At 64.3% G+C, this 24,837-nt stretch carries 22 protein-coding genes, 1 tRNA gene and 1 pseudogene; 17 read left to right on the plus strand and 7 right to left on the minus strand.

What is annotated here, in order from left to right:
- Positions 1-504: 504 nt before the first annotated feature.
- Positions 505-581, minus strand: a tRNA-Met gene (locus tag AC630_RS16860).
- Between the two features lie 310 nt (positions 582-891).
- Between AC630_RS16860 and AC630_RS16865 the strand changes: the two genes are divergently transcribed.
- Together AC630_RS16865 and AC630_RS16870 are read left to right on the plus strand one after the other, a co-directional pair.
- Positions 892-2,337 carry a coniferyl aldehyde dehydrogenase gene (locus tag AC630_RS16865; RefSeq protein WP_074119627.1) on the plus strand — a complete coding sequence of 482 codons (1,446 nt, stop codon included), beginning with the start codon at positions 892-894 and terminating at the stop codon, positions 2,335-2,337.
- A 148-nt stretch (positions 2,338-2,485) separates the two neighbouring features.
- On the plus strand, positions 2,486-4,090 hold the full coding sequence (locus AC630_RS16870; protein WP_074119665.1) for a GMC family oxidoreductase: 1,605 nt from the start codon (positions 2,486-2,488) through the stop codon (positions 4,088-4,090).
- A 201-nt stretch (positions 4,091-4,291) separates the two neighbouring features.
- Here AC630_RS16870 and AC630_RS16875 read toward each other — a convergent pair whose 3' ends face one another.
- Complete coding sequence (locus AC630_RS16875) at positions 4,292-5,053, minus strand: SDR family oxidoreductase (protein WP_074119628.1); 762 nt, start codon at positions 5,051-5,053, stop codon at positions 4,292-4,294.
- Positions 5,054-5,182: 129 nt separating this feature from the next.
- Between AC630_RS16875 and AC630_RS16880 the strand changes: the two genes are divergently transcribed.
- The 3 genes from AC630_RS16880 to AC630_RS16890 all read left to right on the plus strand — a co-directional run bounded on the left by AC630_RS16880 (position 5,183) and on the right by AC630_RS16890 (position 7,758).
- Complete coding sequence (locus tag AC630_RS16880) at positions 5,183-5,695, plus strand: CvpA family protein (RefSeq protein WP_074119666.1); 513 nt, start codon at positions 5,183-5,185, stop codon at positions 5,693-5,695.
- 127 nt (positions 5,696-5,822) lie between these two features.
- The gene (locus AC630_RS16885; protein WP_074119629.1) at positions 5,823-6,605 is read left to right on the plus strand and encodes an SDR family oxidoreductase; all 783 of its coding nucleotides are present in this window, start codon (positions 5,823-5,825) and stop codon (positions 6,603-6,605) included.
- Positions 6,606-6,768: 163 nt separating this feature from the next.
- Entirely contained in the window at positions 6,769-7,758 is a 990-nt protein-coding gene (locus AC630_RS16890) for an NADPH:quinone reductase (protein ID WP_074119630.1), read from the plus strand.
- A gap of 49 nt (positions 7,759-7,807) precedes the next feature.
- On the opposite strand, the gene AC630_RS16895 is transcribed toward AC630_RS16890, so the two are convergent.
- Positions 7,808-8,284 carry a DUF3775 domain-containing protein gene (locus AC630_RS16895; RefSeq protein ID WP_074119631.1) on the minus strand — a complete coding sequence of 159 codons (477 nt, stop codon included), beginning with the start codon at positions 8,282-8,284 and terminating at the stop codon, positions 7,808-7,810.
- 235 nt (positions 8,285-8,519) lie between these two features.
- On the opposite strand from AC630_RS16895, the gene AC630_RS16900 reads away from it, so the two are divergent.
- The 9 genes and pseudogenes from AC630_RS16900 to AC630_RS16940 all read left to right on the plus strand — a co-directional run bounded on the left by AC630_RS16900 (position 8,520) and on the right by AC630_RS16940 (position 17,179).
- The gene (locus AC630_RS16900; protein ID WP_074119632.1) at positions 8,520-9,371 is read left to right on the plus strand and encodes an MBL fold metallo-hydrolase; all 852 of its coding nucleotides are present in this window, start codon (positions 8,520-8,522) and stop codon (positions 9,369-9,371) included.
- Between the two features lie 188 nt (positions 9,372-9,559).
- A complete protein-coding gene (locus AC630_RS16905) occupies positions 9,560-10,402 on the plus strand; it encodes a fumarylacetoacetate hydrolase family protein (RefSeq protein WP_074119633.1) in 843 nt (280 codons plus the stop codon).
- Positions 10,403-10,545: 143 nt separating this feature from the next.
- Positions 10,546-11,157, plus strand: coding sequence for a glutathione S-transferase family protein (locus AC630_RS16910; RefSeq protein WP_074119634.1), 612 nt, complete (start codon positions 10,546-10,548; stop codon positions 11,155-11,157).
- A 98-nt stretch (positions 11,158-11,255) separates the two neighbouring features.
- Positions 11,256-12,125, plus strand: coding sequence for an MBL fold metallo-hydrolase (locus AC630_RS16915; protein WP_074119635.1), 870 nt, complete (start codon positions 11,256-11,258; stop codon positions 12,123-12,125).
- A gap of 189 nt (positions 12,126-12,314) precedes the next feature.
- Complete coding sequence (locus AC630_RS16920; RefSeq protein ID WP_074119636.1) at positions 12,315-13,463, plus strand: alpha/beta hydrolase; 1,149 nt, start codon at positions 12,315-12,317, stop codon at positions 13,461-13,463.
- A 67-nt stretch (positions 13,464-13,530) separates the two neighbouring features.
- The gene (gene mbfA / locus AC630_RS16925; protein ID WP_074119637.1) at positions 13,531-14,502 is read left to right on the plus strand and encodes an iron exporter MbfA; all 972 of its coding nucleotides are present in this window, start codon (positions 13,531-13,533) and stop codon (positions 14,500-14,502) included.
- A gap of 126 nt (positions 14,503-14,628) precedes the next feature.
- A complete protein-coding gene (locus AC630_RS16930; protein WP_074119667.1) occupies positions 14,629-15,159 on the plus strand; it encodes a cytochrome b in 531 nt (176 codons plus the stop codon).
- A gap of 92 nt (positions 15,160-15,251) precedes the next feature.
- Positions 15,252-16,724 (plus strand): amidase, encoded by a 1,473-nt coding sequence (locus tag AC630_RS16935; RefSeq protein WP_074119668.1) that lies wholly within the window; start codon positions 15,252-15,254, stop codon positions 16,722-16,724.
- Positions 16,725-16,848: 124 nt separating this feature from the next.
- A pseudogene (locus AC630_RS16940) lies at positions 16,849-17,179 on the plus strand (nuclear transport factor 2 family protein).
- A gap of 167 nt (positions 17,180-17,346) precedes the next feature.
- Here AC630_RS16940 and AC630_RS16945 read toward each other — a convergent pair.
- Positions 17,347-18,435, minus strand: a complete 1,089-nt coding sequence (locus AC630_RS16945) for a Zn-dependent alcohol dehydrogenase (RefSeq protein WP_074119638.1) — start codon at positions 18,433-18,435, stop codon at positions 17,347-17,349.
- 75 nt (positions 18,436-18,510) lie between these two features.
- Positions 18,511-20,295, minus strand: a complete 1,785-nt coding sequence (locus AC630_RS16950; RefSeq protein ID WP_074119639.1) for an acyl-CoA dehydrogenase family protein — start codon at positions 20,293-20,295, stop codon at positions 18,511-18,513.
- Positions 20,296-20,539: 244 nt separating this feature from the next.
- Between AC630_RS16950 and AC630_RS16955 the strand changes: the two genes are divergently transcribed.
- Complete coding sequence (locus AC630_RS16955; RefSeq protein WP_074119640.1) at positions 20,540-21,241, plus strand: SDR family NAD(P)-dependent oxidoreductase; 702 nt, start codon at positions 20,540-20,542, stop codon at positions 21,239-21,241.
- Positions 21,242-21,364: 123 nt separating this feature from the next.
- Complete coding sequence (locus tag AC630_RS16960; protein WP_074119641.1) at positions 21,365-22,195, plus strand: enoyl-CoA hydratase; 831 nt, start codon at positions 21,365-21,367, stop codon at positions 22,193-22,195.
- Positions 22,196-22,295: 100 nt separating this feature from the next.
- Here AC630_RS16960 and AC630_RS16965 read toward each other — a convergent pair whose 3' ends face one another.
- Complete coding sequence (locus tag AC630_RS16965; protein WP_074119642.1) at positions 22,296-23,186, minus strand: LysR family transcriptional regulator; 891 nt, start codon at positions 23,184-23,186, stop codon at positions 22,296-22,298.
- A 121-nt stretch (positions 23,187-23,307) separates the two neighbouring features.
- Here AC630_RS16965 and AC630_RS16970 point away from each other — a divergent pair, with 121 nt between their 5' ends.
- On the plus strand, positions 23,308-24,150 hold the full coding sequence (locus AC630_RS16970; RefSeq protein ID WP_074119643.1) for an oxidoreductase: 843 nt from the start codon (positions 23,308-23,310) through the stop codon (positions 24,148-24,150).
- 52 nt (positions 24,151-24,202) lie between these two features.
- Here AC630_RS16970 and AC630_RS16975 read toward each other — a convergent pair whose 3' ends face one another.
- A complete protein-coding gene (locus AC630_RS16975; RefSeq protein WP_074119644.1) occupies positions 24,203-24,826 on the minus strand; it encodes a GNAT family N-acetyltransferase in 624 nt (207 codons plus the stop codon).
- Positions 24,827-24,837 lie beyond the last annotated feature (11 nt).

Consider the following 24,837-nt stretch of genomic DNA (forward strand, 5'->3'; position numbering starts at 1 on the left):
CCGACGTCTACTTCGGCAGAGCCGAGACAATCCTGGCCGAACGTCAGCGCATCAAGCACGACACCATCGCAAATCGTCGCTTGCAGCATCGACTGCAGGCCGCTTAAACTCCAACCCCTGATGAGCCAGAGCCTCCCTTCGCAGCCCGCCTAGTCAGTCTCAAATCATCTGACGACGAACAGTCGGCGCGCACTCGTGTTGATGCTGGCTGAACACTACGAATGGATGAAGGCGGCTGCCAGGCGCGCGCATCCTACGTCTGATGCCAGTGTTGTCGTCATCGATGCGGTGGAGTGAGTCGACATGGACCTGGAACACCCTGTACGCGACGAACTGTTGAAGCGAAGGGCTTCGTACCGTTCCAGTCGACTGCGGTAGTTCATCATGGTTGTTTGCGGGGTGATTTGAACCTGTGAGCTAAGCTATTGATGTTGTTGCGGTCGCTTCCAGCGCAAAAAAAGAACCCCAGCAATCAATTGAGATTGCTGGGGTTCTTTGCCAACTTGGTTGCGGGGATAGGATTTGAACCTATGACCTTCAGGTTATGAGCCTGACGAGCTACCGGGCTGCTCCACCCCGCGTTAACTGTTGCACGCCTTCGCCAAAACGCCGGGGACGGTGAATGGAGGGCCGGCGCTATTCGCGTGGCTTGCTTCTTCCGTCCCAAAGGCTTTCCTTGGAAGGCAACCCGGGGCAAAGCCCGTCGGGTGCGAGGCGTATGTATCAACCCCGGCTGCCTTTGGAAAGGGCTGCGGGAACGTTTTTTTTCGACTTTATGACAATTAGCTGGGCCAATTTCCGGCCCGCCTCGCGCGCTCTTGCCAGAAGTTCCGCAAAGGGCCAGCTTGCGGCAACAAAACAAGAGGAAACGCCATTTCAGGGGAGAACGCCATGGACCACACCTTGGACCGATCCCTGCCGAGCGCCCCGCTTCGGGTTCTCGAGGACGCCTTCCATGCCATGGTCGCGCGGTCGCGGGCCGAGCCGGCGCCTGACCTCGCCCAGCGGCTCGACCGGCTGGCGCGGCTGCGCGCCGTGGTCGCTGATAACGAGGAGCGCTTCCGGCAGGCGATCTCGGCCGATTTCGGCCACCGCGCGGCGGTCGAGACCACCATCGCCGAGACGATGCTGGTGTTCTCCGAGATCCGGCACGCCACCAAGCATCTGAAGAGCTGGATGGCGCCGCAGCGCGTCGCCACCGCGTTGCAATTCCTGCCCGCGCGCAACCGGCTGATCCCGCAGCCGCTCGGCGTCGTGGGCATCATCGCGCCGTGGAATTATCCGCTCCAGCTGACGCTCGCGCCCGCGATCGGCGCGATCGCCGCCGGCAACCGTGTCATCATCAAGCCGAGCGAGCTGGTGCCGCACTTCTCGGCGCTGCTCAAGGAAACGGTCGCCGAGAGGTTCGATGCGACCGAGATGCTCGTCACCGGCATCGAGGAGGAGATCGCCAAGGCCTTTGCGGCGCTGCCGTTCGATCATCTCGTCTTCACCGGCTCGACCCGGGTCGGGCGGCTGGTCGCGGAGGCCGCGGGGCGCAATCTCACGCCGGTCACGCTCGAGCTCGGCGGCAAGTCGCCGGCGATCATCGACGCATCCGCCGATCTGGAGGAAGCGGCCGAGCGCATCGCCTACGGAAAGCTGCTCAATGCCGGGCAGACCTGCATCGCGCCGGATTACGTGCTGGTGCCCGAGCGCTCGTTGCAGGCCTTCGCCGAAAAAGTGCGCGCGCAGATGCGGCGCATGTTCGGCACCGATCCCGCCAACAAGGACTACACCTCTATTGTCTCCGACCGGCATTATGCGCGGCTCGAAGGCCTCGTCGCGGATGCCGCCCAGCGCGGCGCCAAGATCCTGCAGCCGGCAAAGCCCGACGATCCGAACTGGAAGGCGCACCGCAAATTCCCGCCGACGCTGATCGCCGGCGCGACCGAAGAGATGGCGGTGATGCAGGAGGAAATCTTCGGGCCGGTGCTGCCGGTGCTCGGCTATCGCGAGCCCGCGGAGGCGATCGCCTTCGTCAACCGGCACGACCGGCCGCTTGCGCTCTACTGGTTCGGCAAGGACAACGACGCGCGCGACGAGGTGCTGTCGCGCACAATCTCCGGCGGCGTCACCGTCAACGACTGCCTGTTCCACTTCACGCAAATCAATCAGCCGATGGGCGGCGTCGGCGCATCCGGCACCGGCGCCTATCACGGCGAATGGGGGTTTCGGACATTCAGCAAGCTGAAGCCGGTGTTCTACCGCTCCAAGTTCAACCGCCTCGCCGACCTCTACCCGCCCTATGGCGGCAAGATCGCGCGGCTGGAGAAGCTGATGCGGTTCATGTCGTAGAGCCACACAAACAACCGTCATTCCGGGGGCGATGCGCAGCATCGAACCCGGAATCCATTTCGCAGCACGTAACGCGGACGAATGGATTCCGGGCTTGCGCGACGCGCGCCCCGGAATGACGAGAACAAAAATCGAAGGGGGAAAACAAGTGACTGACACATTCGATTTCGTCGTCGTGGGCGCGGGCTCCGGCGGCTGCGCAGTGGCGGGGCGGCTGTCGGAGGATGCGGCGACATCGGTCGCGCTGCTCGATGCCGGCGGCGCGTGCGACAACTGGGTCGTGACCACGCCGGGCGCGCTGGTGCTCATGGTCGCCGGCAACGTCAACAACTGGGCCTTCAACACTGTGCCGCAGAAAGGGCTGAACGGCCGCATCGGCTATCAGCCGCGCGGCAAGGGCCTCGGCGGCTCCTCCGCGATCAATGCCATGGTCTATATCCGCGGCCACCGCGCCGACTACGATCATTGGGCCTCGCTCGGCAACGCCGGCTGGTCCTATGCCGACGTGCTGCCTTACTTCAAGCGCTCGGAGAACAACGCCGATTTCGACGGCGAGTATCACGGCAAGGGCGGCCCGCTCGCGGTGAACAGACTGCTCTCCGGCAATCCGGTCCAGCAGATCTTCCTGCAGGCGGCGCAGGAAGGCCAATTCCGCATCCGTGAGGATTTCAACGCCGAGGACCATGAGGGCCTCGGCATCTACCAGGTGACGCAGAAGAACGGCGAGCGCTGGAGCGCGGCGCGTGCCTATGTGCATCCGCACATGGGCAAGCGCGCGAACTTGCGCGTCGAGACGCAGGCGCATGCGACGCGCATCCTGTTCGAGGGCAAGCGCGCCGTCGGCGTGGAGTACCGGCAGGGTAAGGAAGTGAAGCAGCTTCGCGCGCGGCGCGAACTGATCTTAGCTGCCGGCGCCTTCCAGTCACCGCAGCTTCTGATGCTGTCGGGCATCGGCGATGCCACCGCGCTTCGCGCGCGCGGCATTGCAAGCGTGCATCACCTGCCAGGCGTCGGTCAGAATTTGCAGGACCACCCCGACTTCATCTTCGGCTACATGTCCGACAATCCCAATTTCGCCGGCATCTCGCTGAAGGGCATGCCGCGGCTGATCCGCGCCATCCTGCAATACAGGCGGGAGCGCCGCGGTCCCCTCACCTCCAATTTCGCCGAATGCGGCGGCTTCCTGAAGACGCGGCCCGATCTCGACATTCCCGACATCCAGTTGCATTTCGGCATGGCGATGGTCGACGACCACGGCCGCAAGCGCCATGGCGGCACCGGCTTCTCCTGCCATGTCTGCCTGCTCCGCCCGAAGAGCCGCGGCAGCGTCGCGCTTGCGAGCGCCGATGCGATGGAGGCGCCGTTGATCGACCCGAACTTCCTCGGCGAAGCGGACGATATCGAGACGATGGTCGCGGGCTTCAAGACCACGCGCCGGCTGATGGAGACGCCCGCGCTGCGCGCGCTTCAGACGAAAGACATGTTCACCGCCAATGTACGCACAGACGACGACATCCGCGCGCTGCTGCGGGAGCGCGTCGATACCGTCTATCACCCGGTCGGCACCTGCAAGATGGGTACCGATGCGATGGCCGTGGTCGATCCGACGCTGAAGGTGCACGGCGTGGAGGGTTTGCGGGTCGTCGATGCCTCGATCATGCCGACGCTGATCGGCGGCAACACCAATGCGCCGACGATCATGATCGGGGAGAAGGCGGCGGATATGATCCGGGCGGAGATGCGGGCAAATTAGACGACGCTATCCCCGTATTGTCGTCCCGACGAAGCCCGAAGCTCCCGCGTCACTCTCCGCTGTCGTCCCCGCGAAAGCGGGGACCCATACCCCCAGGGAGTAGTTGCGGCGTGAGTTGGCAACTCCGAGTCTTCGCCAAACCACTCCCTGTGGTTATGGGTCCCGGATCTGCGCTTCGCTTGTCCGGGACGACAGCGGTGTTCAATTCAACAAGAAACCGCCGTCGACGGTGATCACGCTTCCCGTCATGTAGCGCGACGCCTTCGACGCCAGCAGCAGAATCGCGCCGTCGAGATCCGACTCGGCGCCGACGCGGCGCTGCGGGATGCGTTTTGCCAGTCGCTCGCCTGATGGCGTCGACCAGAAGGCGTGGTTCATCTCGGTATCGATGTAGCCGGGCGCGAGCGCGTTGATGCGGATGTTTTGCCCCGCGAGCTCCAGCGCCATCGCCTTGGTCGCCTGGATGATGCCGGCCTTGGAGATCGCGTAAGGCGAGACCGCCTTCAGCACGCCGGTGCCGAGCACCGAGGCGATGTTGACGATGTTGCCTGACTGCTTGCGCGCGATCATCCGGCGCGCGACTTCGGTCGCGAGGAAATAGGCACCCTTCAGATTGGCGCCGATCACCGCGTCCCAGTCGGCCTCGGTCTGCTCGGTCGCGAGCTTCTCGATGGCGATGCCGGCATTGTTGATCAGCACCGTCACCGGGCCGAGCTCGGCCTCCGTGGCATCGACGGCCCTCGCGATCGAGGCGGTGTCGGTGACGTCGAGCGCGACGGCGGCGGCGCGACCGCCCTTGCCGCGGATCTCCTCCTCCAGGCTCTTCAGCTTGTCCGTCTGCCGCGCGGCAAGCGCGACCGCCGCGCCATGCGCAGCCAGCACCCGGGCAAATTGCCGCCCCAGCCCCTGGCTGGCCCCGGTCACGAGGATGGTCTCTTTACTGACGTCGAACATATCTGACATTGGCGCAACCCTTGAGCTTTTCGAGCCCATCAATACAAACGATTTTAGCGATCTGAAACCGAAATGATCGGCCCTGCGTTCATTCGTTCCATCGAGGCAAGCGTTTCCATTGAGGCAAGGTGGCGGCTTATGAACAGTTTCGATCTCGCGGTCTATGCGGCGCTCGCCATCGCGATCGGCTTCGGTTTCAGGACCGGCCTGCTCCGCAGCGCCATGACCATCCTCGCCTACCTTCTCGCCGCGCCCATCACCGTCGCGCTGATGCCGCTGATTGCGCCGCAAGTCACCGGCAACCCGAGCGCACCGCTGCTGCAGAACTGGACCTGGTTCTTCGGCATCTTCGTGGTCGTTGGCATGCTGTTCGGGCATATCGGCCGCATCGCGCTGAACGACACCATCGGCGAGACCGGCATCGGCGACCGCCTCGGCGGCGCCGCGCTCGGCGCCGTCAGGGTTGGCCTCGTCGCCACCACGCTGGTGCTCGTATTCGACCAGATCGTGCCGGCCGACCACCAGCCGCCCTTCCTTGCCGGCTCGCATCTGCGGCCGCTGTTCTCGACGGTCGGCCAGATGGGCTTCAAATCGCTGCCGCCGGAGGCCGCCTCCGCGATCGACCGCCTCAAGCAGGAACGGCGCATCTGATCAGGCGCATTGCATCGCCGCATGGACGTGCATGCATTTTGATGCGAGCCCGTCCCTTACCAGCGGCGCCGAGGTTGGCTAGAGTGACCGCCATCTAAAGCCTGCATCACATTACGGGAGTGAAACAGTGGATCTTGGGATCAAAGGTCGCCGCGCCATCGTCTGCGCATCCAGCAAGGGCCTAGGCCGTGCCTGCGCCATCTCGCTGGCCGAAGCCGGCGTTCACGTCACGCTGACTGCGCGCGGCGCCGAAGCCTTGAAGAAAACGGCCGACGAAATCCGCAAGGCCTATCCTGATGTGACGGTCACCGAAATCGTCGGCGACATCACGACGCCGGCGGGCCGCGAGGCCGTGCTGAAGGCCTGCCCCGAGCCGGACATCCTGATCAACAATGCCGGCGGCCCGCCGCCCGGCGATTTCCGCAACTGGACCCGCGACGACTGGATCAAGGCGATCGACGCCAACATGCTGACGCCGATCGAGCTGATCAAGGCGACCGTGGACGGCATGATGGCGCGCAAGTTCGGCCGCATCGTCAACATCACCTCGGCCGCGGTGAAAGCGCCGATCGACATTCTCGGCCTCTCCAACGGTGCGCGCGCCGGCCTCACCGGCTTCATCGCCGGCCTGTCGCGCAAGACCGTGATCAACAACGTCACCATCAACGGCCTGTTGCCGGGCCCGTTCGAGACCGACCGACTGACCGGCACCGCGAAGGCGGAAGCCGACAAGCGCGGCGTCACGGCGGACCAGATCCTGGCCGAGCGCGCCAAGCTCAACCCCGCCGGCCGCTTCGGCCAGCCCGACGAGTTCGGCTATGCCTGTGCCTTCCTCTGCGGCGCCAAGGCCGGCTTCATCACCGGGCAGAACATCCTGCTCGACGGCGGCGCCTTCCCCGGTACGCTCTAGTGCCACCGATTTGAAGTTCCTGCGGTGTATGCCGCGAGTTCTGTCAGGAACTTCAAATCGATAAGTGGCACTAGAACTTGTAATTTCTTTCTGGGGCCCGCTTTCCGAAGTTCGCGTTCGAGGTAGCAGCAATGGTTCACGAACTTCGGAAAGCGGGCCCCAGATGAAAGCGGTCTGGTACGAGCAGACGGGACCGGCGGCGGACGTCCTCACTTATGGTGAGATCGCGACGCCGGTCGCAGGCCCGGGCGAGTTACGCATTCGCCTGGAAGCCTCCGGCGTGAATCCAGCCGATGTCGGCCGGCGCGGCGGCAGCTATCGCGCGATGGAATATCCGCGCGTGATCCCGAACAGCGACGGCGCCGGTTTTGTCGATCAGATCGGCGACGGCGTGACACGCTTCAAGGTCGGCGACCGTGTCTGGCTGTTCAACGGCCAGCGCAACGGCCGCGCGTTCGGCACGGCGGCGGAATATATCGCGCTCGCCAAGCAGCTGGTGACGCCGCTGCCGGATAATCTCTCCTTCGCGGAAGGCGCCACGCTCGGCATTCCCGCGATGACGGCCTGGTGCTGCCTGTTTGCGGACGGGCCGATCGTCGGCAAGACCGTGCTCGTCACCGGCGGCGCCGGCGCAGTCGGCCACTACGCGGTGCAGCTGGCGAAATGGGGCGGCGCCCAGGTGATCGCGACCGTCAGTTCGGCAATGAAGGGCGAGCAGGCACGGCGCGGGGGCGCCGATCTCGTGATCAATTACAGGGATGAAGATGTCGTCGCCAAGGCGATGGCTTTCACCGGCGGACGCGGGGTCGATCGCGTGGTCGATGTCGATTTCGGCGGCAACATCGCGACCACGCTGAAGCTGATGGCAGTCAATTCCACGATCGCGGTCTACGCCACCAACGGCAACCGCACGCCCGTTGTGCCGATGCGCGAGCTGATGGAAAAATGCATCGCGCTCCGTGCACTCGTGCTGTTCGCGCTTCCGCCGGCGCTGCTTGCGGCGGCGCAGGCCGACATCTCGAAATGGCTGGCCGCGGGAACCCGGGTTCACAATGTCGCGGCGCAGTTTGCGCTGTCGGACACCGCACAGGCGCATCTGGCCGTCGAGAAGGGCGACAAGCTCGGTACCGTCATCGTCGACTGCGCGCGCTAGGTGCTGGCGCGCGATCGGCCGCGTCAACGCAACGCGCGGCGAAGCCCAATCAACGCCGCTTCGTCGCCTCGTCCTCGTCCCGTTCGCTGGGATCGGAGGAATCGGCGGTGAGACGCTCATCGGTCCAGTCGACGCCGAATTCGTCGAGCCCGCCCGCGAGGAGGTCGCCGAGCATGGGGTCCCCGAGCAGATATTGCACCGTCTCGTGCCGGGGCTTGCGATACTCACCGCGCGCCTCCACGGCGCGGGCCCTCAGATCGTCCCAATCATCGATCGTGCCCTCACCGCGCCCAAGCCAGGTCAGCGTAACGAGATCGACCTGCTCGTCCTCGTTCAGGGCAGCGATGAAGCTGCCCAGCTCGCTGCGCACAGGATCGGAGCCATTGTCTTCGAGGACATCGATGGCGTCGTCATCGGTCGGGTTCGAGCCGGAATCCGGATCGGAGTCCAATTCCTTGACGTCGAATTCGCGCGCCTTCTCGATGATGAAGACGAGCTTGTCGACGGAAATGGAAAGCTCTGGCATGGGCTCCCCCTTGGCTTGTTCCGGGTTCCCCCAATAACGCAACATCACGACAGATGATCCATTGCGCTTGGCGGCGGAAACCCGCAATCTCGGCGCAATGCGCGCATTTCAGCCGTCATTCCGGGGCGATGCGTAAGCATCGAACCCGGAATCTCGAGATTCCGGGTTCGCGACTTCGTCGCGCCCCGGAATGACGGCGGATAGAAACGCAAACAAGAAAATGGGGGGACGCCCGATGCAGTGGAAGGTCGGCAGGGTCAAAATCACCAAGGTCGTGGAATTGGAGACGGTCGGCTCGACCCGCTTCATCCTGCCGCTGGCGAGCAATGAAGAGATCCAGAAGCTTCCCTGGCTGATCCCGCATTTCGCCACCGAAGAGGGCCGGCTGAAGATGTCGATCCACTCGCTGATGGTGGAGACGCCGTCGCAGCGCATCGTGGTCGATACCGGGCTCGGCAACGACAAGCAGGGCCGCAACGTCCCGACCTGGAACAATCGTTCCACGCCATTCCTGGAGACGATGACCGCGGCAGGCTTTGCGCCTGACAGCATCGACACCGTGCTGTGCACGCATCTCCATGTCGACCATGTCGGCTGGAATACGAAACTCGCCGGCGGCAAATGGGTGCCGACCTTTCCGAACGCGCGCTACGTCTTCGGCAGGACCGAATACGAGCACTGGCGCGACCATTCGACCGAACCGGACAAGCGGGCCGTGTTCGACGATTCCGTGAAGCCGATCGTCGATGCCGATCGGGCCGATTTGATCCCGAGCGACCACCGGCTTTGCGAGGAGATCAGCATGATCCCGACCCCGGGCCACAGCCCCGGCCATATGAGTATCCTCATCCAATCGGACGGCGAGCAGGGCCTGCTCACCGGCGACGTCGCCCACCACCCCTGCCAGATGGCGCATCTCCGCTGGTCCTCGACCGCGGATTCCGACCAGAACCAATCGGCCGCGACGCGGCGCGAATTGTTTTCGCGCTTCGCCGATACGCCGACGCTGGTGATCGGCGGGCATTTCTCGGCCGGTCACATCAGGCGGGACGGGGACGCGTTCAGGTTTGTGGCGCTGCAATCGTAGGGTGGGCAAAGCGAAGCGTGCCCACCATCCCGGGTTAGCAGAAGAATTGGTGGGCACGGCGCTCTGCGCCTTTGCCCACCCTACAAAGGAAGGGCTGCAATGCGGCCCGTTTTGAGCGGTTGAATTTCCCGCCGCCGTGTTCCATGAAGCTATTTAACCGATCGGTCCATCTCCAGGGAGAAACGAGAATGAAGCTTGTTCGTTACGGCGAAAAGGGTGCGGAAAAGCCCGGCCTGATCGACAAATCCGGCCAGTTGCGCGACCTGTCGGCGCATGTGAAAGACCTGACCGGCGAGGCCTATTCGCCGGAGTCGTTGAAGAAGCTGGCCGCCATCGATCCTGCCTCGCTGCCCGCCGTTTCCGGCAAGCCGCGCTTCGGCGCACCGGTCACCGGCATCTCGAAATTCGTCGCCATCGGCCTCAACTACAGCGACCACGCCAAGGAGACGGGCGCGGCGATCCCGACCGAGCCGATCATCTTCCTGAAGGCGAACACCTCCCTCTCCGGTCCGAACGACGCCGTTGAGAAGCCGCGCGGTTCGACCAAGCTCGACTGGGAAGTCGAAATCGCCGCAATCATCGGCACCCGTGCCAAGTACGTCTCGGAAGCCGACGCGCTGAACTACGTCGCCGGTTACTGCGTCTGCAACGACGTTTCCGAGCGCAACTTCCAGACCGAGCGCCTGGGCCAGTGGACCAAGGGCAAATCGCACGACACGTTCGGCCCGGTTGGCCCGTGGCTCGCCACCAAGGACGAGATCAAGGACGTGCAGAACCTGTCGATGTGGCTCGACGTCAACGGCCAGCGCCGGCAGACCGGCTCGACCAAGACCATGATCTTCTCCATGGCCAAGTGCATCTCCTACGTCTCGCAGTTCATGACCTTGCTGCCCGGCGACATCGTCACCACCGGCACCCCGCCCGGCGTCGGCCTCGGCATGAAGCCGCCGACCTTCCTCAATGTCGGCGACGTCGTCACGCTCGGCATCGAGGGCCTCGGCGAGCAGCGCCAGGAAATCATCGGGGCGTAAGCGGCGCGCACCGCCACCGCCGCACCGTCATTGCGAGCGAAGCGAAGCAATCCAGAGATCGTCCTATAGAGGTAGCCTGGATTGCTTCGTCGCTTCGCTCCTCGCAATGACGAACCCAATCGATTGATTGACGGATACTTCAAATGAAGCTCACCTTCTCCGCCGCCTCGCCGTTCGCCCGCAAGGTTCGCATCGCCGCGATCGAGCTCGGGCTGATCGACAAGATCGAATTCACGCCGGCAACGGTCGCGCCGGGCACGGCCAACGAGGACTATTCGCGCATCACGCCGCTGAAGAAGCTGCCGGTGCTGATCACCAATGACGGCGACGTGATCCTGGATTCCTACGTCATCGTCGAATATCTCAACGAGATGGCCGGCGGCAGCCTGATCCCGGATTACGGTCCGCGGCGCTGGAAGGCCAAGACCAACCACTCCCTGATCAACGGCATGCTCGATTCCATGCTGTTGTGCCGCTACGAGAAGATGGTGCGTCCGCAGGGATTGCAATGGCAGGCCTGGTCGGACGACCACTGGAACCGGGCCTGGACCGGCATGGCGCGCTTCGAGAACATGCCGGAAGTGCTGAACGGACCGTTCGACATTTCCCAGATCGGCCTCGTTTGCGTGCTCGGCTATGCCGACTTCCGCTTCGCCGATTGCGGCTGGCGCAAGGCCTATCCGAAGCTCGACGCCTTCCACCAGAAGATGCTGGAGCGGCCCTCCGTGAAGATCTCGGTGCCGCCAGCGGCGTAGTTTGAGCATGATCTCCGCGCAAACGCGTTCCGCGTTTGTCGCGAGGGAAAACCGCTGCACACTTTTCCGGATCATGCTGTAAACCCCGGGAGTTCTCAATGAGCCTGAAGTTCTCGGTTGGCGATCTTACCATCCATCGCGTCATCGAGCAGGAAACCTCGTTCGTGCCGGCACTGGACATGCTGCCGGGACTGACGGCCGAGGTGCTGGCCGAGAACCGGGCGTGGATGCGGCAGGCCAGGGCGCTGGATGACCAGGACGTGTTGCTCCTGTGCTTCCAGTCCTATGTGGTGAAGACGCCGCATCACACCATCCTGATCGACAGCTGCATCGGCAACGACAAGCCGCGGCCGCAGCGGCCGAAATGGAACATGAAGACCGACGACGCCTATCTGCGTGGGCTCAACACCGCCGGATTCACAGTCGACGACATCGACTTCGTGATGTGCACGCATCTGCATGTCGATCACGTCGGCTGGAATACACGGCTGGAGAACGGCCGCTGGGTGCCGACCTTCCCCAAGGCGCGCTACGTCTTCGCCAAGCAGGAGTTCGACTACTGGTCCGAGCAGAACGCGAAGGCTGAGGTGCCGCCCTTCGCCGACAGCGTGCTGCCGGTGGTCGAGGCCAAGCGCCACGAGCTCGTCGGCAGCGACCATCAGATCGGCGATCACGTCCGCATCCTGCCGACACCAGGTCACACGCCTGGCCATGTCGCCATCACGATGGGCCGAGGCAAGGACGATGCCGTGTTCTCCGGCGACCTCATGCACTCGCCGCTGCAGACGCTTTATCCGGAGCTGTCGATCAAGTTCGACGTCGATCCGGCCGCGGCGGCGAAAACGCGCCGCGGCTTCCTGGAACGCTGTTGCGACACCGACACGCTGTGCTGCACGGCGCATTTCCCGTCGCCGTCGGTCGGCAAGATCAGGCGCAAGGGCAACGGGTTCGTCTGCGCGGCGGTGTGACGGGACTGCCGTAGGGTGGGTTAGCCCTGCGGCTGCGCAAAGCGCAGTCCGCTCGGCGTAACCCACCTATTCTCTCGCGGCACCAAAGATGGTGGGTTACGCCTACGGCTAACCCACCCTACGATTTCCGTTCGCGCGGAGAGAGCATCATACCCTCGCGCATTCGCCAGCCACGACGAGGAAACAAACATGACCGATCTCCCCGACATCCCGTTGCCCGCCGGAATCCGCTCCCGTTATGTCGACGGCATCAACGGCTTGCGCATGCATGTGCTGGAGGCCGGCTTCGAGACCAAGGGGCGGCCCTGCGTCCTGCTGCTGCATGGCTTTCCGGAGCTCGCCTTCTCCTGGCGCAAGGTGATGCCGGCGCTCAGCAACGCCGGCTATCACGTGATCGCGCCGGACCAGCGCGGTTACGGCCGGACCACGGGATGGAGCGCCGATTACGACGACGATCTCGCGCCCTTCTCGCTCTTCAACCTGGTGCGTGACGCGCTCGGGCTGGTGTCGGCGTTCGGCTACAAGCAGGTCGATCTGGTTGGACATGATTTCGGCAGTCCGGTCGCGGCCTGGTGCGCGCTGATGCGACCTGACGTATTTCGTTCTGTTACGATGATGAGCGCCCCGTTCGGCGGAGCGCCGCCGCTGCCGTTCAATACAGTCGACGCGCCGGCGAAGCCACCGGTGGAAGATCCCGTGCATCGCGAGCTCGCCGCGCTGCCCCGCCCGCGCATACACTATCAATGGTACTATTCGACACGCGCGGCCAACGCGGACATGCATCGCGCACCGCAGGGCGTGCATGATTTCCTCCGCGCCTATTATCACCACAAGAGCGCTGATTGGACCGACAACAAGCCCTATCCGCTGAAGTCGTGGTCGGCGAAAGAGCTGGCAAAGCTGCCGACCTACTATGTGATGGACGAGGGCGAGACCATGGCCGAGACGGTCGCGAAGGAGATGCCGTCACCCGACGCGATCGCCGCCAATCATTGGCTGCCGGACAGCGAGCTCGCGTACTACAGCGCCGAATACGGCCGCACCGGATTCCAGGGCGGCCTGCAATGGTATCGCTGGGGCACGTCGGGCGCTTTCAATAGCGAGTTGCAACTGTTCGCCGGCCGCAGCATCGACGTGCCCTCCTGCTTCATCTCGGGCAAGCAGGATTGGGGCACCTACCAGCGCCCCGGCGTGTTCGAGACGATGCAAACAAGCGCCTGCACGAAGATGCTTGGCTGCCACCTCGTCGACGGCGCCGGACATTGGGTGCAGCAGGAGCAACCGGCCGAGGTGAGCCAGTTGCTACTCAACTTCCTCGCAAAGGTCTGCGCCGGCTGATTTGACCCGCGAACCACGGCGCCCTATATAGTTTAGAATCATTCTAAACTATATAAGCAGGACCGTCGTGAAGAATTTTGCCGATCTGACCGAGCGCGAGGTGCTTGCGGTCGCGATCTCCTCCGAGGAGGAGGACAGCCGCATTTACATGTCTTTCGCCGAGGACCTTCGGGAGCGATATCCGGACACAGCCAAGATCTTCGAGCAGATGGCCGAGGAGGAACGCGGCCACCGGCATCGCCTGCTCCAGCTCTACGAAGAGCGGTTCGGCCAGCATCTGCCGCCGATCCGCCGCGAGGACGTCAAAGGCTTTTTGCGCCGGCGCCCGATCTGGCTGACCAAGAACCTGCCGCTCGACACGATTCGGAAAGAGGTCGAGACCATGGAGTTCGAGGCCGAGCGCTTCTACGCGCGCGCCGCCGAGCAGGCCGAGGATGTCGGCGTGCGTCGCCTGCTTGGCGATCTCGCCGAGGAAGAGAAGCACCACGAGAACCGCGCGGTCGCGCTGACCGACGAGATCCTGAAGCCGGACGTGCGCGCCGAGGAGGATCGCACGCGGCGGCGGATGTTCGTGCTGCAATATGTGCAGCCGGGCCTCGCCGGCCTCATGGACGGTTCGGTCTCGACACTGGCGCCGCTGTTTGCGGCCGCCTTCGCCACCCACCAGAACTGGCAGACCTTTCTGGTCGGCCTTGCCGCCTCGATCGGCGCCGGCATCAGCATGGGCTTTGCGGAAGCACTGTCCGACGACGGATCGCTGACCGGACGTGGCTCGCCCTGGCTTCGCGGCATCACCTGCGGCGCGATGACAACGCTTGGCGGGCTCGGCCACACCGCGCCCTATCTCGTGCCGGATAGTTGGCCCAACGCGTTCTGGATCGCAACCGCGATCGCCGGCGTCGTCGTGTTCTTCGAATTGTGGGCGATCGCCTTCATCCGCTCGCGCTACATGGACACGCCGTTCCTGCAGGCCGTGTTCCAGATCGTGCTCGGCGGCGCCATCGTGCTCGCGGTGGGGATATTGATCGGGGCGGCTTAAGCGGTTGTGGCAGTGATGAAGAGGCATCGTTCATACACTGCCACAGCCGCAAGCCTGACCTGCACGTTAGTTCTGCTTGCCTCGAGCGAGGCCGCGCTAGCCGAGCACTTCGCCGAAAGGGAGCTCATGACGGCCCAACTGCACTATGGGAAACCGGCCAAGATCTTCCATTGGCTCATTGTCGGACTACTTGCGGTGCAATACCCGATCGGCTGGCTGATGCCGGATATCCACCGCGGCATGAGCCCGGGCGCCGCAATGACGTTTCACATCTCGATCGGGATTGCGATCCTTGCGCTGACGGCTCTCCGCTTTCTCTGGCGACTCACCCATCCTGTTGCGCCCGAGAGCTCTCTGCCAGTCTGGCAGCGCTTGTCCTCGGAAGCTGTGCACTGGCTGCTCTATGCACTCGTGTTGGCAACGACGATCTCGGGCTGGTTGTTCGCTTCCTACCGGGGATGGTCCGTTTCATTCTTCTATCTCATGCCGCTGCCGATGCTGGCCTCCGACAACGCTGCAGCCGGCCGCGCCATTGACGGCCTGCACCAGGCGATGGAATGGGCGCTCCTCATCGCAATCGGGATTCACATTGCTGCGGCGCTCGCACACATCTTCGTCTATCGCGACCGCGTGATGCAGCGGATGCTGCCGAGGTAGCCCTCAGGACAGGTCAACCGCGATCAAACGGTGGTTGCGACATCATATAAAACTGCGCATCATTGGCGGGCAATGAAACGCAGGAGCATGTGGTGGCCAAGTCGAAATGGAGTTTCAAGAGCGCGGTCGAGCTGTCGGCCGCATTGATCGCGAAGAAGGTCTCCGCGGTCGAGCTCACGCAGGACGCGATCGACCGCATCGAGCGGCACGACGGCAAGGTCAACGCGATCTGCGTCCGGGATTTTAACCGCGCCCTCAGCGCAGCGCGCGACGCGGACGCAGCATTGGCCCGCGGCGAGCGCAAGCCGCTGCTCGGCCTGCCGATGACGGTGAAGGAATCCTACAACGTCGCCGGCCTGCCGACGACCTGGGGCATTCCCGCCCAAAAGGATTTCATCGCCAGGGAAGACGCACTACCGATCGCCCGGGTGAAGGATGCGGGCACCATCGTCATCGGCAAGACCAACGTGCCGCTCGGGCTCGGCGACTGGCAGAGCTACAACGACATCTACGGCACGACGAACAATCCCTACGATCTCGGCCGCACGCCGGGCGGCTCATCCGGTGGCTCCTCGGCGGCGCTCGCCGCGGGCTACGGCCCGCTGTCGATCGGCTCGGACATCGGCGGCTCGCTGCGCGTGCCGGCCTTCCACTGCGGCATCTATGCGCACAAGCCGACCTTCAACCTCGTGGCCATGCGCGGCCATACACCGCCGCCGCTGCCGCCTCTGCCGTTCGAGCGCGACCTCTCGGTGATCGGCCCGATGGCGCGCAGTGCCGCCGATCTCTCGCTGCTGCTCGACGTGATGGCCGGGCCCGATCCGATCGATGCGGGCCTGGCCTACCGGCTCGAATTGCCGGCAGCCCGCCACACCGCGCTAAAGGATTTCCGCGTGCTGGTGATCGATACCGATCCGGTGCTGCCGACCGACACGGCCGTGCGCGGAACCATCAACAAGCTGGCCGACAACCTCGCCAGGGCCGGCGTGAAGATCGAGCGTAGCAGTCCGCTATTGCCGGATTTCGCGGCCTCATCGCGCCTCTATATGCGCATGCTGATGTCGTTCCTGGGCGCAACCTTCGCGCCCGACACCTATGCCGGTGCAAAAGCGGCGGCAGCGGCGTTGCCGGAAGGCGACAACAGCTTAGCTGCGGAGCGGCTGCGCGGTATTGCGCTCAGCCATCGCGACTGGCAGGCGGCCAATGGCGGACGCGTACGGCTGCGGGCGCAATGGCGCGAGCTGTTCAGAACGTTCGACGCGGTGATCTGCCCGGTCATGCCGACGCCGGCCTACCCGCATGACCATTCGCCTGACCAGGAAACGCGGCGGATCACCATCGACGGCAAGGAGCATGTCTATCCGGACCAGCTCGCCTGGCCCGGCATCGCGACCTTGCCCGGCTTGCCCTCCACCGCGATCCCGACCGGTTTTGCGCCGGACGGCCTGCCGGTCGGCGTCCAGATCGTCGGCCCGTGGCTGGAGGACCGCACGCCGCTCAAGCTCGCCGAGCTGATCGAGCGCGAGTTCGGCGGGTTCGTGCCGCCGAAGATGTTTGATGATTAGTCCTTCCCGTCATTGCGAGCGCAGCGAAGCAATCCAGAAATCTACCCGCGGAAGCAGCCTGGATTGCTTCGTCGCGGAGCCTTTCATCCGGCCCGCCGAAGGCGGGACCGGGTGGCTCCTCGCAATGACCGCACTCAACCGTGACTATGTCGCCTCTGTGCAGAACTGCGACGTCAGGCGTTTCGACGAGATCCTGGCGCCGGAATTCTATTGCTCCAATCCCGAAGACGCTGGTCGACCGCGCGGCCTTCCTGGAGCAGACGGCGCGGCCGATCGCGATCCGCAATCTGCAGGCGCGCGACGTCATCATCCGCATCATGGGCGACTTCGCCATCATCCACGCCGCGACCAGCTACACCACCACCGACGGCCAGCAGGCGACCGGCCGCTATACCGATTGCTGGACCAAGAAGAACGGGAAATGGCTGGCAGTCTCGGCGCACGTGTCGCGGTGAGTTGAGGCAAGCCATCCTCACCCTCCGCTGTCATGCCCCGGCTTGACCGGGGCATCCAGTACGCTGCGGCTTCTCGATTCAATCACTGCCGCCTCTGGGATACTGGATCGCCCGGTCAAGCCGGGCGATGACCCCTGTTTTGGAGCGACACCGGCGAACGCCGGTAATCAGCTATCAAACACGATCACGCTGCGCAGCGTCTTGCCGGCTTTCATGCTGGCAAAGCCCTCGTTGATCTCCGACAGCTTCAGTTTTGCCGAGATCCAGTCCTCCAGATGCAGCCGGCCGCGCAGGTAGAAATCGACCAGCCGCGGCATGTCGACGCGGAAATGGTTGGAGCCCATCGACGAGCCCTGGATTCGGCGTTCCCTAAGGAAGTCGAAGCCGTGCAGCTCGATCTTCTGGCCGAACGGGATCATGCCGACGATGGTGGCCGTGCCGCCCGAAGCGAGCATGCCAAAAGCCTGCTCTGCGGTCTCCTTACGGCCGAGCACCTCGAAGGAATGATGCACGCCGCCATTGGTGAGGTCACGGACCTGCTGCACGACGTCGCCGTCGGCGGGGTTGATGATGTCGGTCGCGCCGAGCTTGGTCGCGAGCTGGAGCTTTGCCGGGTTAGTGTCGATGGCGATGATGCGGCCGGCGCCTGCGATCTGCGCGCCGTTGATCGCGGCCATGCCGACGCCGCCGCAACCGATCACGGCAACGGTCTCGCCGGCCGTCACCTTCGCCGTGTTCACCACCGCGCCGTAGCCTGTGATGACACCGCAGCCGATCAGCGCGGCGAGGTCGAGCGGCATCTCTTTCCTGATTTTGACGATCGCGTTCTCGTGCACGAGCATCTGCTCGGCAAAGGACGAGAGATTGAGGAACTGGTGCAGCTTCTCCGACCTGTTCCACTGCATCCGGTTCGAGGCGCCCGGCAGCATCTTCACCGTGGTGTCGGTGCAGAGCACGGTGCGGCCCGTGGTGCAATTGTCGCAGGTGCCGCAGAACACCGAGAGGCAGGTGACGACATGGTCGCCAGGCTTCACGTAAGTGACGTCGGAGCCGACCTGCTCGACCACGCCGGCGGACTCGTGCCCGAGCACCGCGGGCAGCGGGTGCGGATAAAGGCCTTCCATGAAGTGCAGGTCAGAGTGGCAGAGCCCGGCGACTGATGTGCGGATCAGCACCTCACGTGGGCCCGGCTTCGGCAGGCTGACATCCTCGATGACCAGAGGCTTGTTGACTTCATAAAGGACGGCGGCCTTCATCAGTGTTTCCTCGTTGTTATGGTTTTCGTTGAGTGCGGGTCTTCACCTCTCCCTTTGGGAGAGGTGAGAAGGAGCCTACGCTGCCAGAACCAGTTCGCCAACCTCGCTCATGCCGCACGCGCGATCGCCGAGCAGCAGCGCCGCGACCTTCTGCTGCACGGCATTTTCCGTCAGCCGGAACGGATCGCTCGGCGACACCCGGTGATCGACCACCAGCCGCGACAGCAACAGCCGGCGCGCATCGCCGCGCATGTCGTGGATACGATGCGCTTCCCAGGCGAGCGCGACCGCGCTGGCGACATGATAAAGCAGGCTCGTCGCGCGGCGCGCATCGGCCTCGTTGTCGGCCTTGCCAGCGACCTCACGTGCGAAGCCCACCGCACGATCGACGAGGCCGCGCAAACGGTCGCGCCAGGCCTGCGGCACGGACGCGCTGTCGTCGAGCCGGGCATGCAGGTCGGCGGCGAGCGCGGATTCGGCGCCGTGGCGGCCGACCGCGCGCTTGAGCGCATCGATGGCGACGATATTTCCTGTGCCCTCCCAGATCGAACCAAGATGCGCATCGCGCAGCAGGCGGGCTATGGCGAATTCCTCGATATAGCCGATGCCGCCGCGCATCTCGAGCGCATCGCCGCAGACCTTGCGCGCATCGCGCGTGGCCCGGAATTTTAACGTTGGAGTCAGGATGCGCAACAGCGCCGCCGCATCCTGGCTGCCGGCTTCCGCACGGTCGAGCGCGTCGGCGGTGAGAAAGCTCATCGACAACGCCTGCTCGACCGGCAGCATGATCTTCAGCATCTGCCGTCGCCCGAGCGGCAGGTCGATGATGCGGTTGCCGAACACCACGCGGTTCTTGGCCACCGTCATCGCATCATGATAGGCGCGGCGCATCAGCGCGGTGGATTTGACGCCGTTGGAGAGCCGCGAGGAGTTCACCATCTCGGCCATCTGCACGAAGCCGCGGTCGAGCTTGCCCACGGCATAGGCGATCGCACCCTCCAGCTTGATCTCCCCTGACGCCATCGAGCGCGTCCCGAGCTTGTCCTTGAGACGCACGATCCGGTAGTGGTTCTGCGAGCCGTCGTCGAGGAAGCGCGGCATCAGGAACAGGCCGACGCCACGCGTGCCGGGGCCGGCGCCTTCGGGGCGCGCCAGCAGCATCACGACCTTCGCATCGGCATTCGAGCAGAACCATTTCTCGCCGTAGAGGCGCCAATGGTCACCCTCCTGCACCGCGCGCGTGGTCAGCGTGCCGACATCTGAGCCACCCTCCTTTTCCGTCATGAACTGGGCGCCCTGCGTCAGTTTGCTCATGTCGGTCTGGGTGAGGCCATCAAGATATTTCGCCTTCAGCGCCTCGCTGCCGAAATTCGCCAGCAGCTTGGCGCAGCCGTCGGTGACGTTGATCGGACAGCCCATACCGAATTCGGTCTGGTTGAACAGGAAGGTGAACGCGTGCTTGGCGACGACGGGATATTTGTCCGGCCAGCCCATGATGCCCTTGCGGATCGAGAGCGCGTGGATGCCGAACTCGCCGAAAGCGGCGTTCTCCAACTCGCGATAGGCCGGGTGGTATTCGATCCACTGCACGTCGCGGCCGAACTTGTCGCGCTGGTGCAGCACCGGCGTGTGCCGGTCGGCGAGGCGCGCACATTCGTCGAGCGGGCCACCGGCAAGTTCGCCGAGGCGGTCGAGATGCGGCTCGATGTGGCGGAACAGTGTCTCCGGCAGGTGGATGCGCAGGAGATCGGTCAGCGCCTGATCGGCGCGGTAGAAATTCATGCCCGTGGTGTCGGGCGCCAGCAGGCCGGATTGTTCGGCCGCGACATTTTTTGGCTGCCCTGTGACCGGCTTGTGCATGATCGTCCTCTTCGTTTCCGCGCCCTGCGAACATTTTGCGCTACTTTAGCGCTTGCCGCTTGGGATGATGTCGATCATGCTCCAGTTGCGGATACGGATAAAGCCGCAAATTGTCAGGGAGGCATGATCACGGTGAAGGAGCAATTCGCTCTGCGGAATTGTGATCGCGTCAACTGCCAATCCGGCTGGTTGTTTGCGCGGCCCATGCCTAGATCAGCGGCTCCTTAGCTCGAGAGATCACGCCATGGAACACCCGAAATACAAGATCGCGCTCATCGTCGGTGCCGGCGAAGGCCTGAGCGCCTCGCTGGCGCGGCTGCTGTCTGCCCAGGGCATTCGCATCGCGCTTGCCGCTCGCAAGATCGAAAAGCTCGGCGCGCTCTGCAGCGAGACCGGCGCAAAGGCCTATGCCTGCAACGCCACCGAGCCCGATGAGGTCGAGCGTCTATTCGGCCTCGTCGAGCGCGAGATCGGCACGCCCGACCTCGTCGTCTACAATGCCAGCGGCCGCTCGCGCGGGGCGTTCGTCGACCTGGTTCCGGCCGACGTCGCGCAGGCGATCGCGGTCAGCGCCTATGGCGGCTTCGTGGTGGGGCAGCAGGCGGCGAGGCGGATGCTACCGAACAAGCATGGCGCGATCCTGTTCACCGGCGCCTCCGCCAGCGTCAAGGGCTATGCGCAGTCCGCTCCGTTCGCCATGGGCAAGTTCGCGCTGCGCGGCCTCGCGCAGAGCATGGCGCGCGAGCTGTCGCCACAAGGCATCCATGTCGCGCATTTCGTCATCGACGGCGGCATCCGCAGCGCGGCGCGCGCGGAAGCATCGGACAAGCCGGACTCGATGCTCGATCCCGACGCGATTGCGGAGAGCTATTGGAACGTGTTGCAACAGCCGCGCAGCGCCTGGAGCTGGGAGCTGGAGCTGCGGCCGTGGGTGGAGAAGTTTTGAGGCGATAACGTCACAACAACCGTCATTGCGAGCGAAGCGAAGCAATCCAGAGATGCCTCATCCGATACAGACTGGATTGCTTCGTCGCTTCGCTCCTCGCAATGACGAAAGAGAGGGAGCGACATGACCACGGAAACCACCATCGACACCGGCACCAACGAACTCCTTTGCGTCATCCGCGACCGCGTCGCGGTGATCACGTTGAACCGGCCGGAGGCGCGCAACTCGCTGTCGGACACGCTGACGCCGGCGCTGCGCACGATGATCCGCACCTGCGGCGAGGACCGCAATGTCGGTGCACTGCTGCTCACCGGCGCGGGCGAGACCTTCTGCGCCGGCGGCAACGTCAAGGGCATGGGCGCGCATCACGACAAGGCCAAGCTCGAAATGTCCTTTGACGACAAGGTCGGCGATCTCCAGGAGCGGCAGCGGCTGCTCACGGGCGCGCTGGTGTCGGTGCGCAAGCCGACCATCGCCGCGCTGCCGGGGCCGGCAGTCGGCGTGGGTCTCGCGATCGCCATGGCCTGCGACATTCGCATCGCCGCACAATCGGCCTTCGTCGCCACCGGCTACGCCCGCATCGCGCTTAGCGGCGATTACGGCATCGCCTGGCTGCTTACCCGTCTCGTCGGTACCGCGCGGGCGCGCGAGCTCCTGTTCACCGGCGACCGGGTCGATGCGGCGCGTTGCGAAGCCATCGGCCTCGTCAACCGCGTCGTGCCCGACGACAAGTTGCAAGCTGAAGCCTTCGCCCTGGCAAAGTCGCTCGCCGAAGGCCCACGCATGGCGCTCCGCTACATGAAGGACAATCTCGACGAAGCCTTACTGTTCGATTTCGAGACCGCCCGCGATCACGAGGCCGAGCGGCTGATCCGCCTCACCACGACCGCCGATCACAAGGAAGCCGTGCAAGCGTTCATCGAGAAGCGCAAGGCGGTGTTCACGGGGAAGTAGAGCGTGCGGCAACCGGACGTAGCCCAGATGGAGCGAAGCGAAATCCGGGAAAGCCTGCGAGCGCGGAACGAATCCCGGATTGCGCTTCGCTCCGTCCGGGCTACGCGGCAGGCGCCCGCGCGAAATCCACGAAGGCCCGCAGCGCCGCCGGCAATTGGCGGCGGCTCGGATAATACAGGAAGAAGCCTGGGTAGGCCGGGCACCAGTCGGCGAGTGCGCGCACCAGCTTGCGCTTGGCGAGCAGCGCCTCCACTTGGGCCTCGAACACATAGGCGAGACCGATTCCGTCGAGCGCCGCATCGACCATCAGGTCCTGGTCGTTCATCGTCAGCGGCCCGGTGACGTCGATGGCGAGCTCGATGCCGCCGCGCTCGAATTCCCAGTGATAGAGCGCGCCGCTGGTGAAGCGGTAGCGGATGCACGGCAGGCCTTTCAGATCATGCGGCGTGTTCGGCGCCTCGTGCGCCTTGAAGAAGCCGGGCGAGCCGACCACGGCAAAACGGTGACGCGGGCCGATCGGTACCGCGATCATGTCGGCGGCAATGGTCTCGCCAAAACGCACGCCGGCGTCGAAACCGGCCGCGACCATGTCGATCAGGACGTCATTGATCACGATCTCGACGCTGATATCCGGAAACGCTTTCAGGAAGCGTGTCACGATCGGCAGCAGCACGAGCTGCGCCGACTGGCGCGCGGCAGTGAAGCGCAGCGTCCCGGCAGGCTTGCCGCGGAAATTGTTGAGGTCCTCGAGCGCATCGTCGATGTCACGGAAGGCCGGCGTGATGCGGGCAAACAGCCGCTCACCGGCCTCGGTGAGCGCCACGCTGCGGGTTGTGCGGTTCAGGAGCCTGAGGCCCAACCGTTCCTCGACATTGCGCAGAGCATGGGACAGCGCGGATGGCGTGACGCCGAGTTCGGTCGCCGCCGCGCGAAAGCTGCGGTGGCGGGCAATGGCGAGGAAGGTCGCGAGGTCGGACGGGTCGATCTGCATTACTGAATTGTTCTCAATAGCTTGCAAAATATATAGCGGATTATCTCAGCTATGGCGAGCCGCTACACCTTGCCCATCGGCCTCGGCATGCCGCCGGAGCAAGAACGGAAAGGGCAACACCATGCGTGTCTGGTTCATCACAGGAGCGTCTCGCGGATTTGGCGCATTGATCGCCGAAGCGGCGTTGAAGGCCAGCGACGCCGTGGTCGCGACCGCGCGCGACCCGTCGACCGTCACCGCCCGGCTCGGCAGTCACGAGCGGCTGCTCGCCACCCGGCTCGACGTGACCAGCGAGACCGAGGCGCATGAGGCTGCGGGCCAGGCGGTCAGGAAATTCGGGCGCATCGACATCCTCGTCAACAACGCCGGCTACGGCCTTCTGGGTGCGATCGAGGAGGCCAGCGGTGCCGAGACGCAAAAACTGTTCGGCACGAACGTGTTCGGGTTGCTCGGCGTCACCCGCGCGGTGCTGCCGCATATGCGCCGCCAGCGTTCCGGCCACATCATCAACATCTCGTCGGTCGGCGGGTACGCCGGCTATCCCGGCTGGGGCGTCTATGGCGCGACCAAGTTCGCGGTGGAAGGTCTCAGCGAAGCGCTGGCTGGCGAAGTCGCGCCGCTCGGTATCAAGGTGACCGTGGTCGAGCCAGGCTTCTTCCGCACCGACTTCCTCGACGAGACCTCGCTGTCCCGCACGGCGATGCAGATCGGCGACTATCAAGAGAGCGTCGGCAAGACCCGAGCGCGTGCAGCCGACGCCAATGGCGGCCAGCGCGGCGACCCGCGCAAGCTGGCGCAGGCCTTCCTGAAGCTCGCCGACGCCAAGAACCCGCCGCTGCGGTTGCCGCTTGGCAGCGATACGGTGGAACGGATTGAAGCGAAGAACGCGTTCGTCGCGAAGGAACTAGCGGAGTGGCGAACGATCGCGACCTCGACCGACTTCACAAACGACACTGCTGCGTGAGGGCAAAAAAAATGCCCGGCTCTGGTTTCGCCAGGCCGGGCTCGGAGTATTGTCAGGCCAAGGCTGAGGGGCTATCGGCCTGACGGGAAAGCGCGGCGAGACGCCAGCTCGCACAGGGAATGTCTTTCGGCGCCACGTTGATCTCCTTGTCGAAGCGCACCAGCTTCCAGTCGTCCGGATGGTTGACGAAGCCGAAGCCGGATTTGCGCGCGAGCGAGATCATGGTCTCGTTGGAGCGCAGCGTGTCGCCGAACATGTGCTCGGCGCCGAGCGCGGCAGCTCGGCATTCGAGATTCCTCAAAAGCGCGGTGGCGATGCCGTGGCCCTGCCAGCGGTCGTCGACCGAGAGGCCAAATTCGAGCGTCGCGTTCGCTTCGTGGAAGGCGTAGCGCGCCTCGGCGACGATGGTTTCGAATCCGTCGACCATCTTGGTCGCGACGACGGTGAAGCGCTCGCGCTCGCCGACCTGGAGGAAGTCGTTCAGCAAGCCCTTCGGCAGCTCGCTGATCGCGCCGAAGAAGCGGTTGTAGCGGGAACGGGTCGAGAGCGAGCGGAAATAGTGCTGGAGCTCCTCGGTGTCGCGCGGCTCGACGAAGCGGACATTGAGCGCCTCACCTTGCCGGGTGCGCAGCGTATCCGAATATTGCTTCAGGTCTTCCAGGCGAAGAGTGCTCATGACACATGCCC

The organism is Bradyrhizobium sp. AS23.2 (assembly GCF_001908185.1).
GTDB lineage: Bacteria > Pseudomonadota > Alphaproteobacteria > Rhizobiales > Xanthobacteraceae > Bradyrhizobium.

Coding starts and splice junctions, on each gene's coding strand:
- AC630_RS16875 (WP_074119628.1), bottom strand. CDS start 5,053: ATGTCAGATATGTTCGACGTCAGTAAAGAGACCATCCTCGTGACCGGG.
- AC630_RS16890 (WP_074119630.1), top strand. CDS start 6,769: ATGAAAGCGGTCTGGTACGAGCAGACGGGACCGGCGGCGGACGTCCTC.
- AC630_RS16945 (WP_074119638.1), bottom strand. CDS start 18,435: ATGAAGGCCGCCGTCCTTTATGAAGTCAACAAGCCTCTGGTCATCGAG.
- AC630_RS16905 (WP_074119633.1), top strand. CDS start 9,560: ATGAAGCTTGTTCGTTACGGCGAAAAGGGTGCGGAAAAGCCCGGCCTG.
- AC630_RS16900 (WP_074119632.1), top strand. CDS start 8,520: ATGCAGTGGAAGGTCGGCAGGGTCAAAATCACCAAGGTCGTGGAATTG.
- AC630_RS16895 (WP_074119631.1), bottom strand. CDS start 8,284: ATGCCAGAGCTTTCCATTTCCGTCGACAAGCTCGTCTTCATCATCGAG.
- AC630_RS16910 (WP_074119634.1), top strand. CDS start 10,546: ATGAAGCTCACCTTCTCCGCCGCCTCGCCGTTCGCCCGCAAGGTTCGC.
- AC630_RS16880 (WP_074119666.1), top strand. CDS start 5,183: ATGAACAGTTTCGATCTCGCGGTCTATGCGGCGCTCGCCATCGCGATC.
- AC630_RS16960 (WP_074119641.1), top strand. CDS start 21,365: ATGACCACGGAAACCACCATCGACACCGGCACCAACGAACTCCTTTGC.
- AC630_RS16955 (WP_074119640.1), top strand. CDS start 20,540: ATGGAACACCCGAAATACAAGATCGCGCTCATCGTCGGTGCCGGCGAA.
- AC630_RS16920 (WP_074119636.1), top strand. CDS start 12,315: ATGACCGATCTCCCCGACATCCCGTTGCCCGCCGGAATCCGCTCCCGT.
- AC630_RS16930 (WP_074119667.1), top strand. CDS start 14,629: ATGACGGCCCAACTGCACTATGGGAAACCGGCCAAGATCTTCCATTGG.
- AC630_RS16965 (WP_074119642.1), bottom strand. CDS start 23,186: ATGCAGATCGACCCGTCCGACCTCGCGACCTTCCTCGCCATTGCCCGC.
- AC630_RS16970 (WP_074119643.1), top strand. CDS start 23,308: ATGCGTGTCTGGTTCATCACAGGAGCGTCTCGCGGATTTGGCGCATTG.
- AC630_RS16975 (WP_074119644.1), bottom strand. CDS start 24,826: ATGAGCACTCTTCGCCTGGAAGACCTGAAGCAATATTCGGATACGCTG.
- AC630_RS16950 (WP_074119639.1), bottom strand. CDS start 20,295: ATGCACAAGCCGGTCACAGGGCAGCCAAAAAATGTCGCGGCCGAACAA.
- AC630_RS16865 (WP_074119627.1), top strand. CDS start 892: ATGGACCACACCTTGGACCGATCCCTGCCGAGCGCCCCGCTTCGGGTT.
- AC630_RS16915 (WP_074119635.1), top strand. CDS start 11,256: ATGAGCCTGAAGTTCTCGGTTGGCGATCTTACCATCCATCGCGTCATC.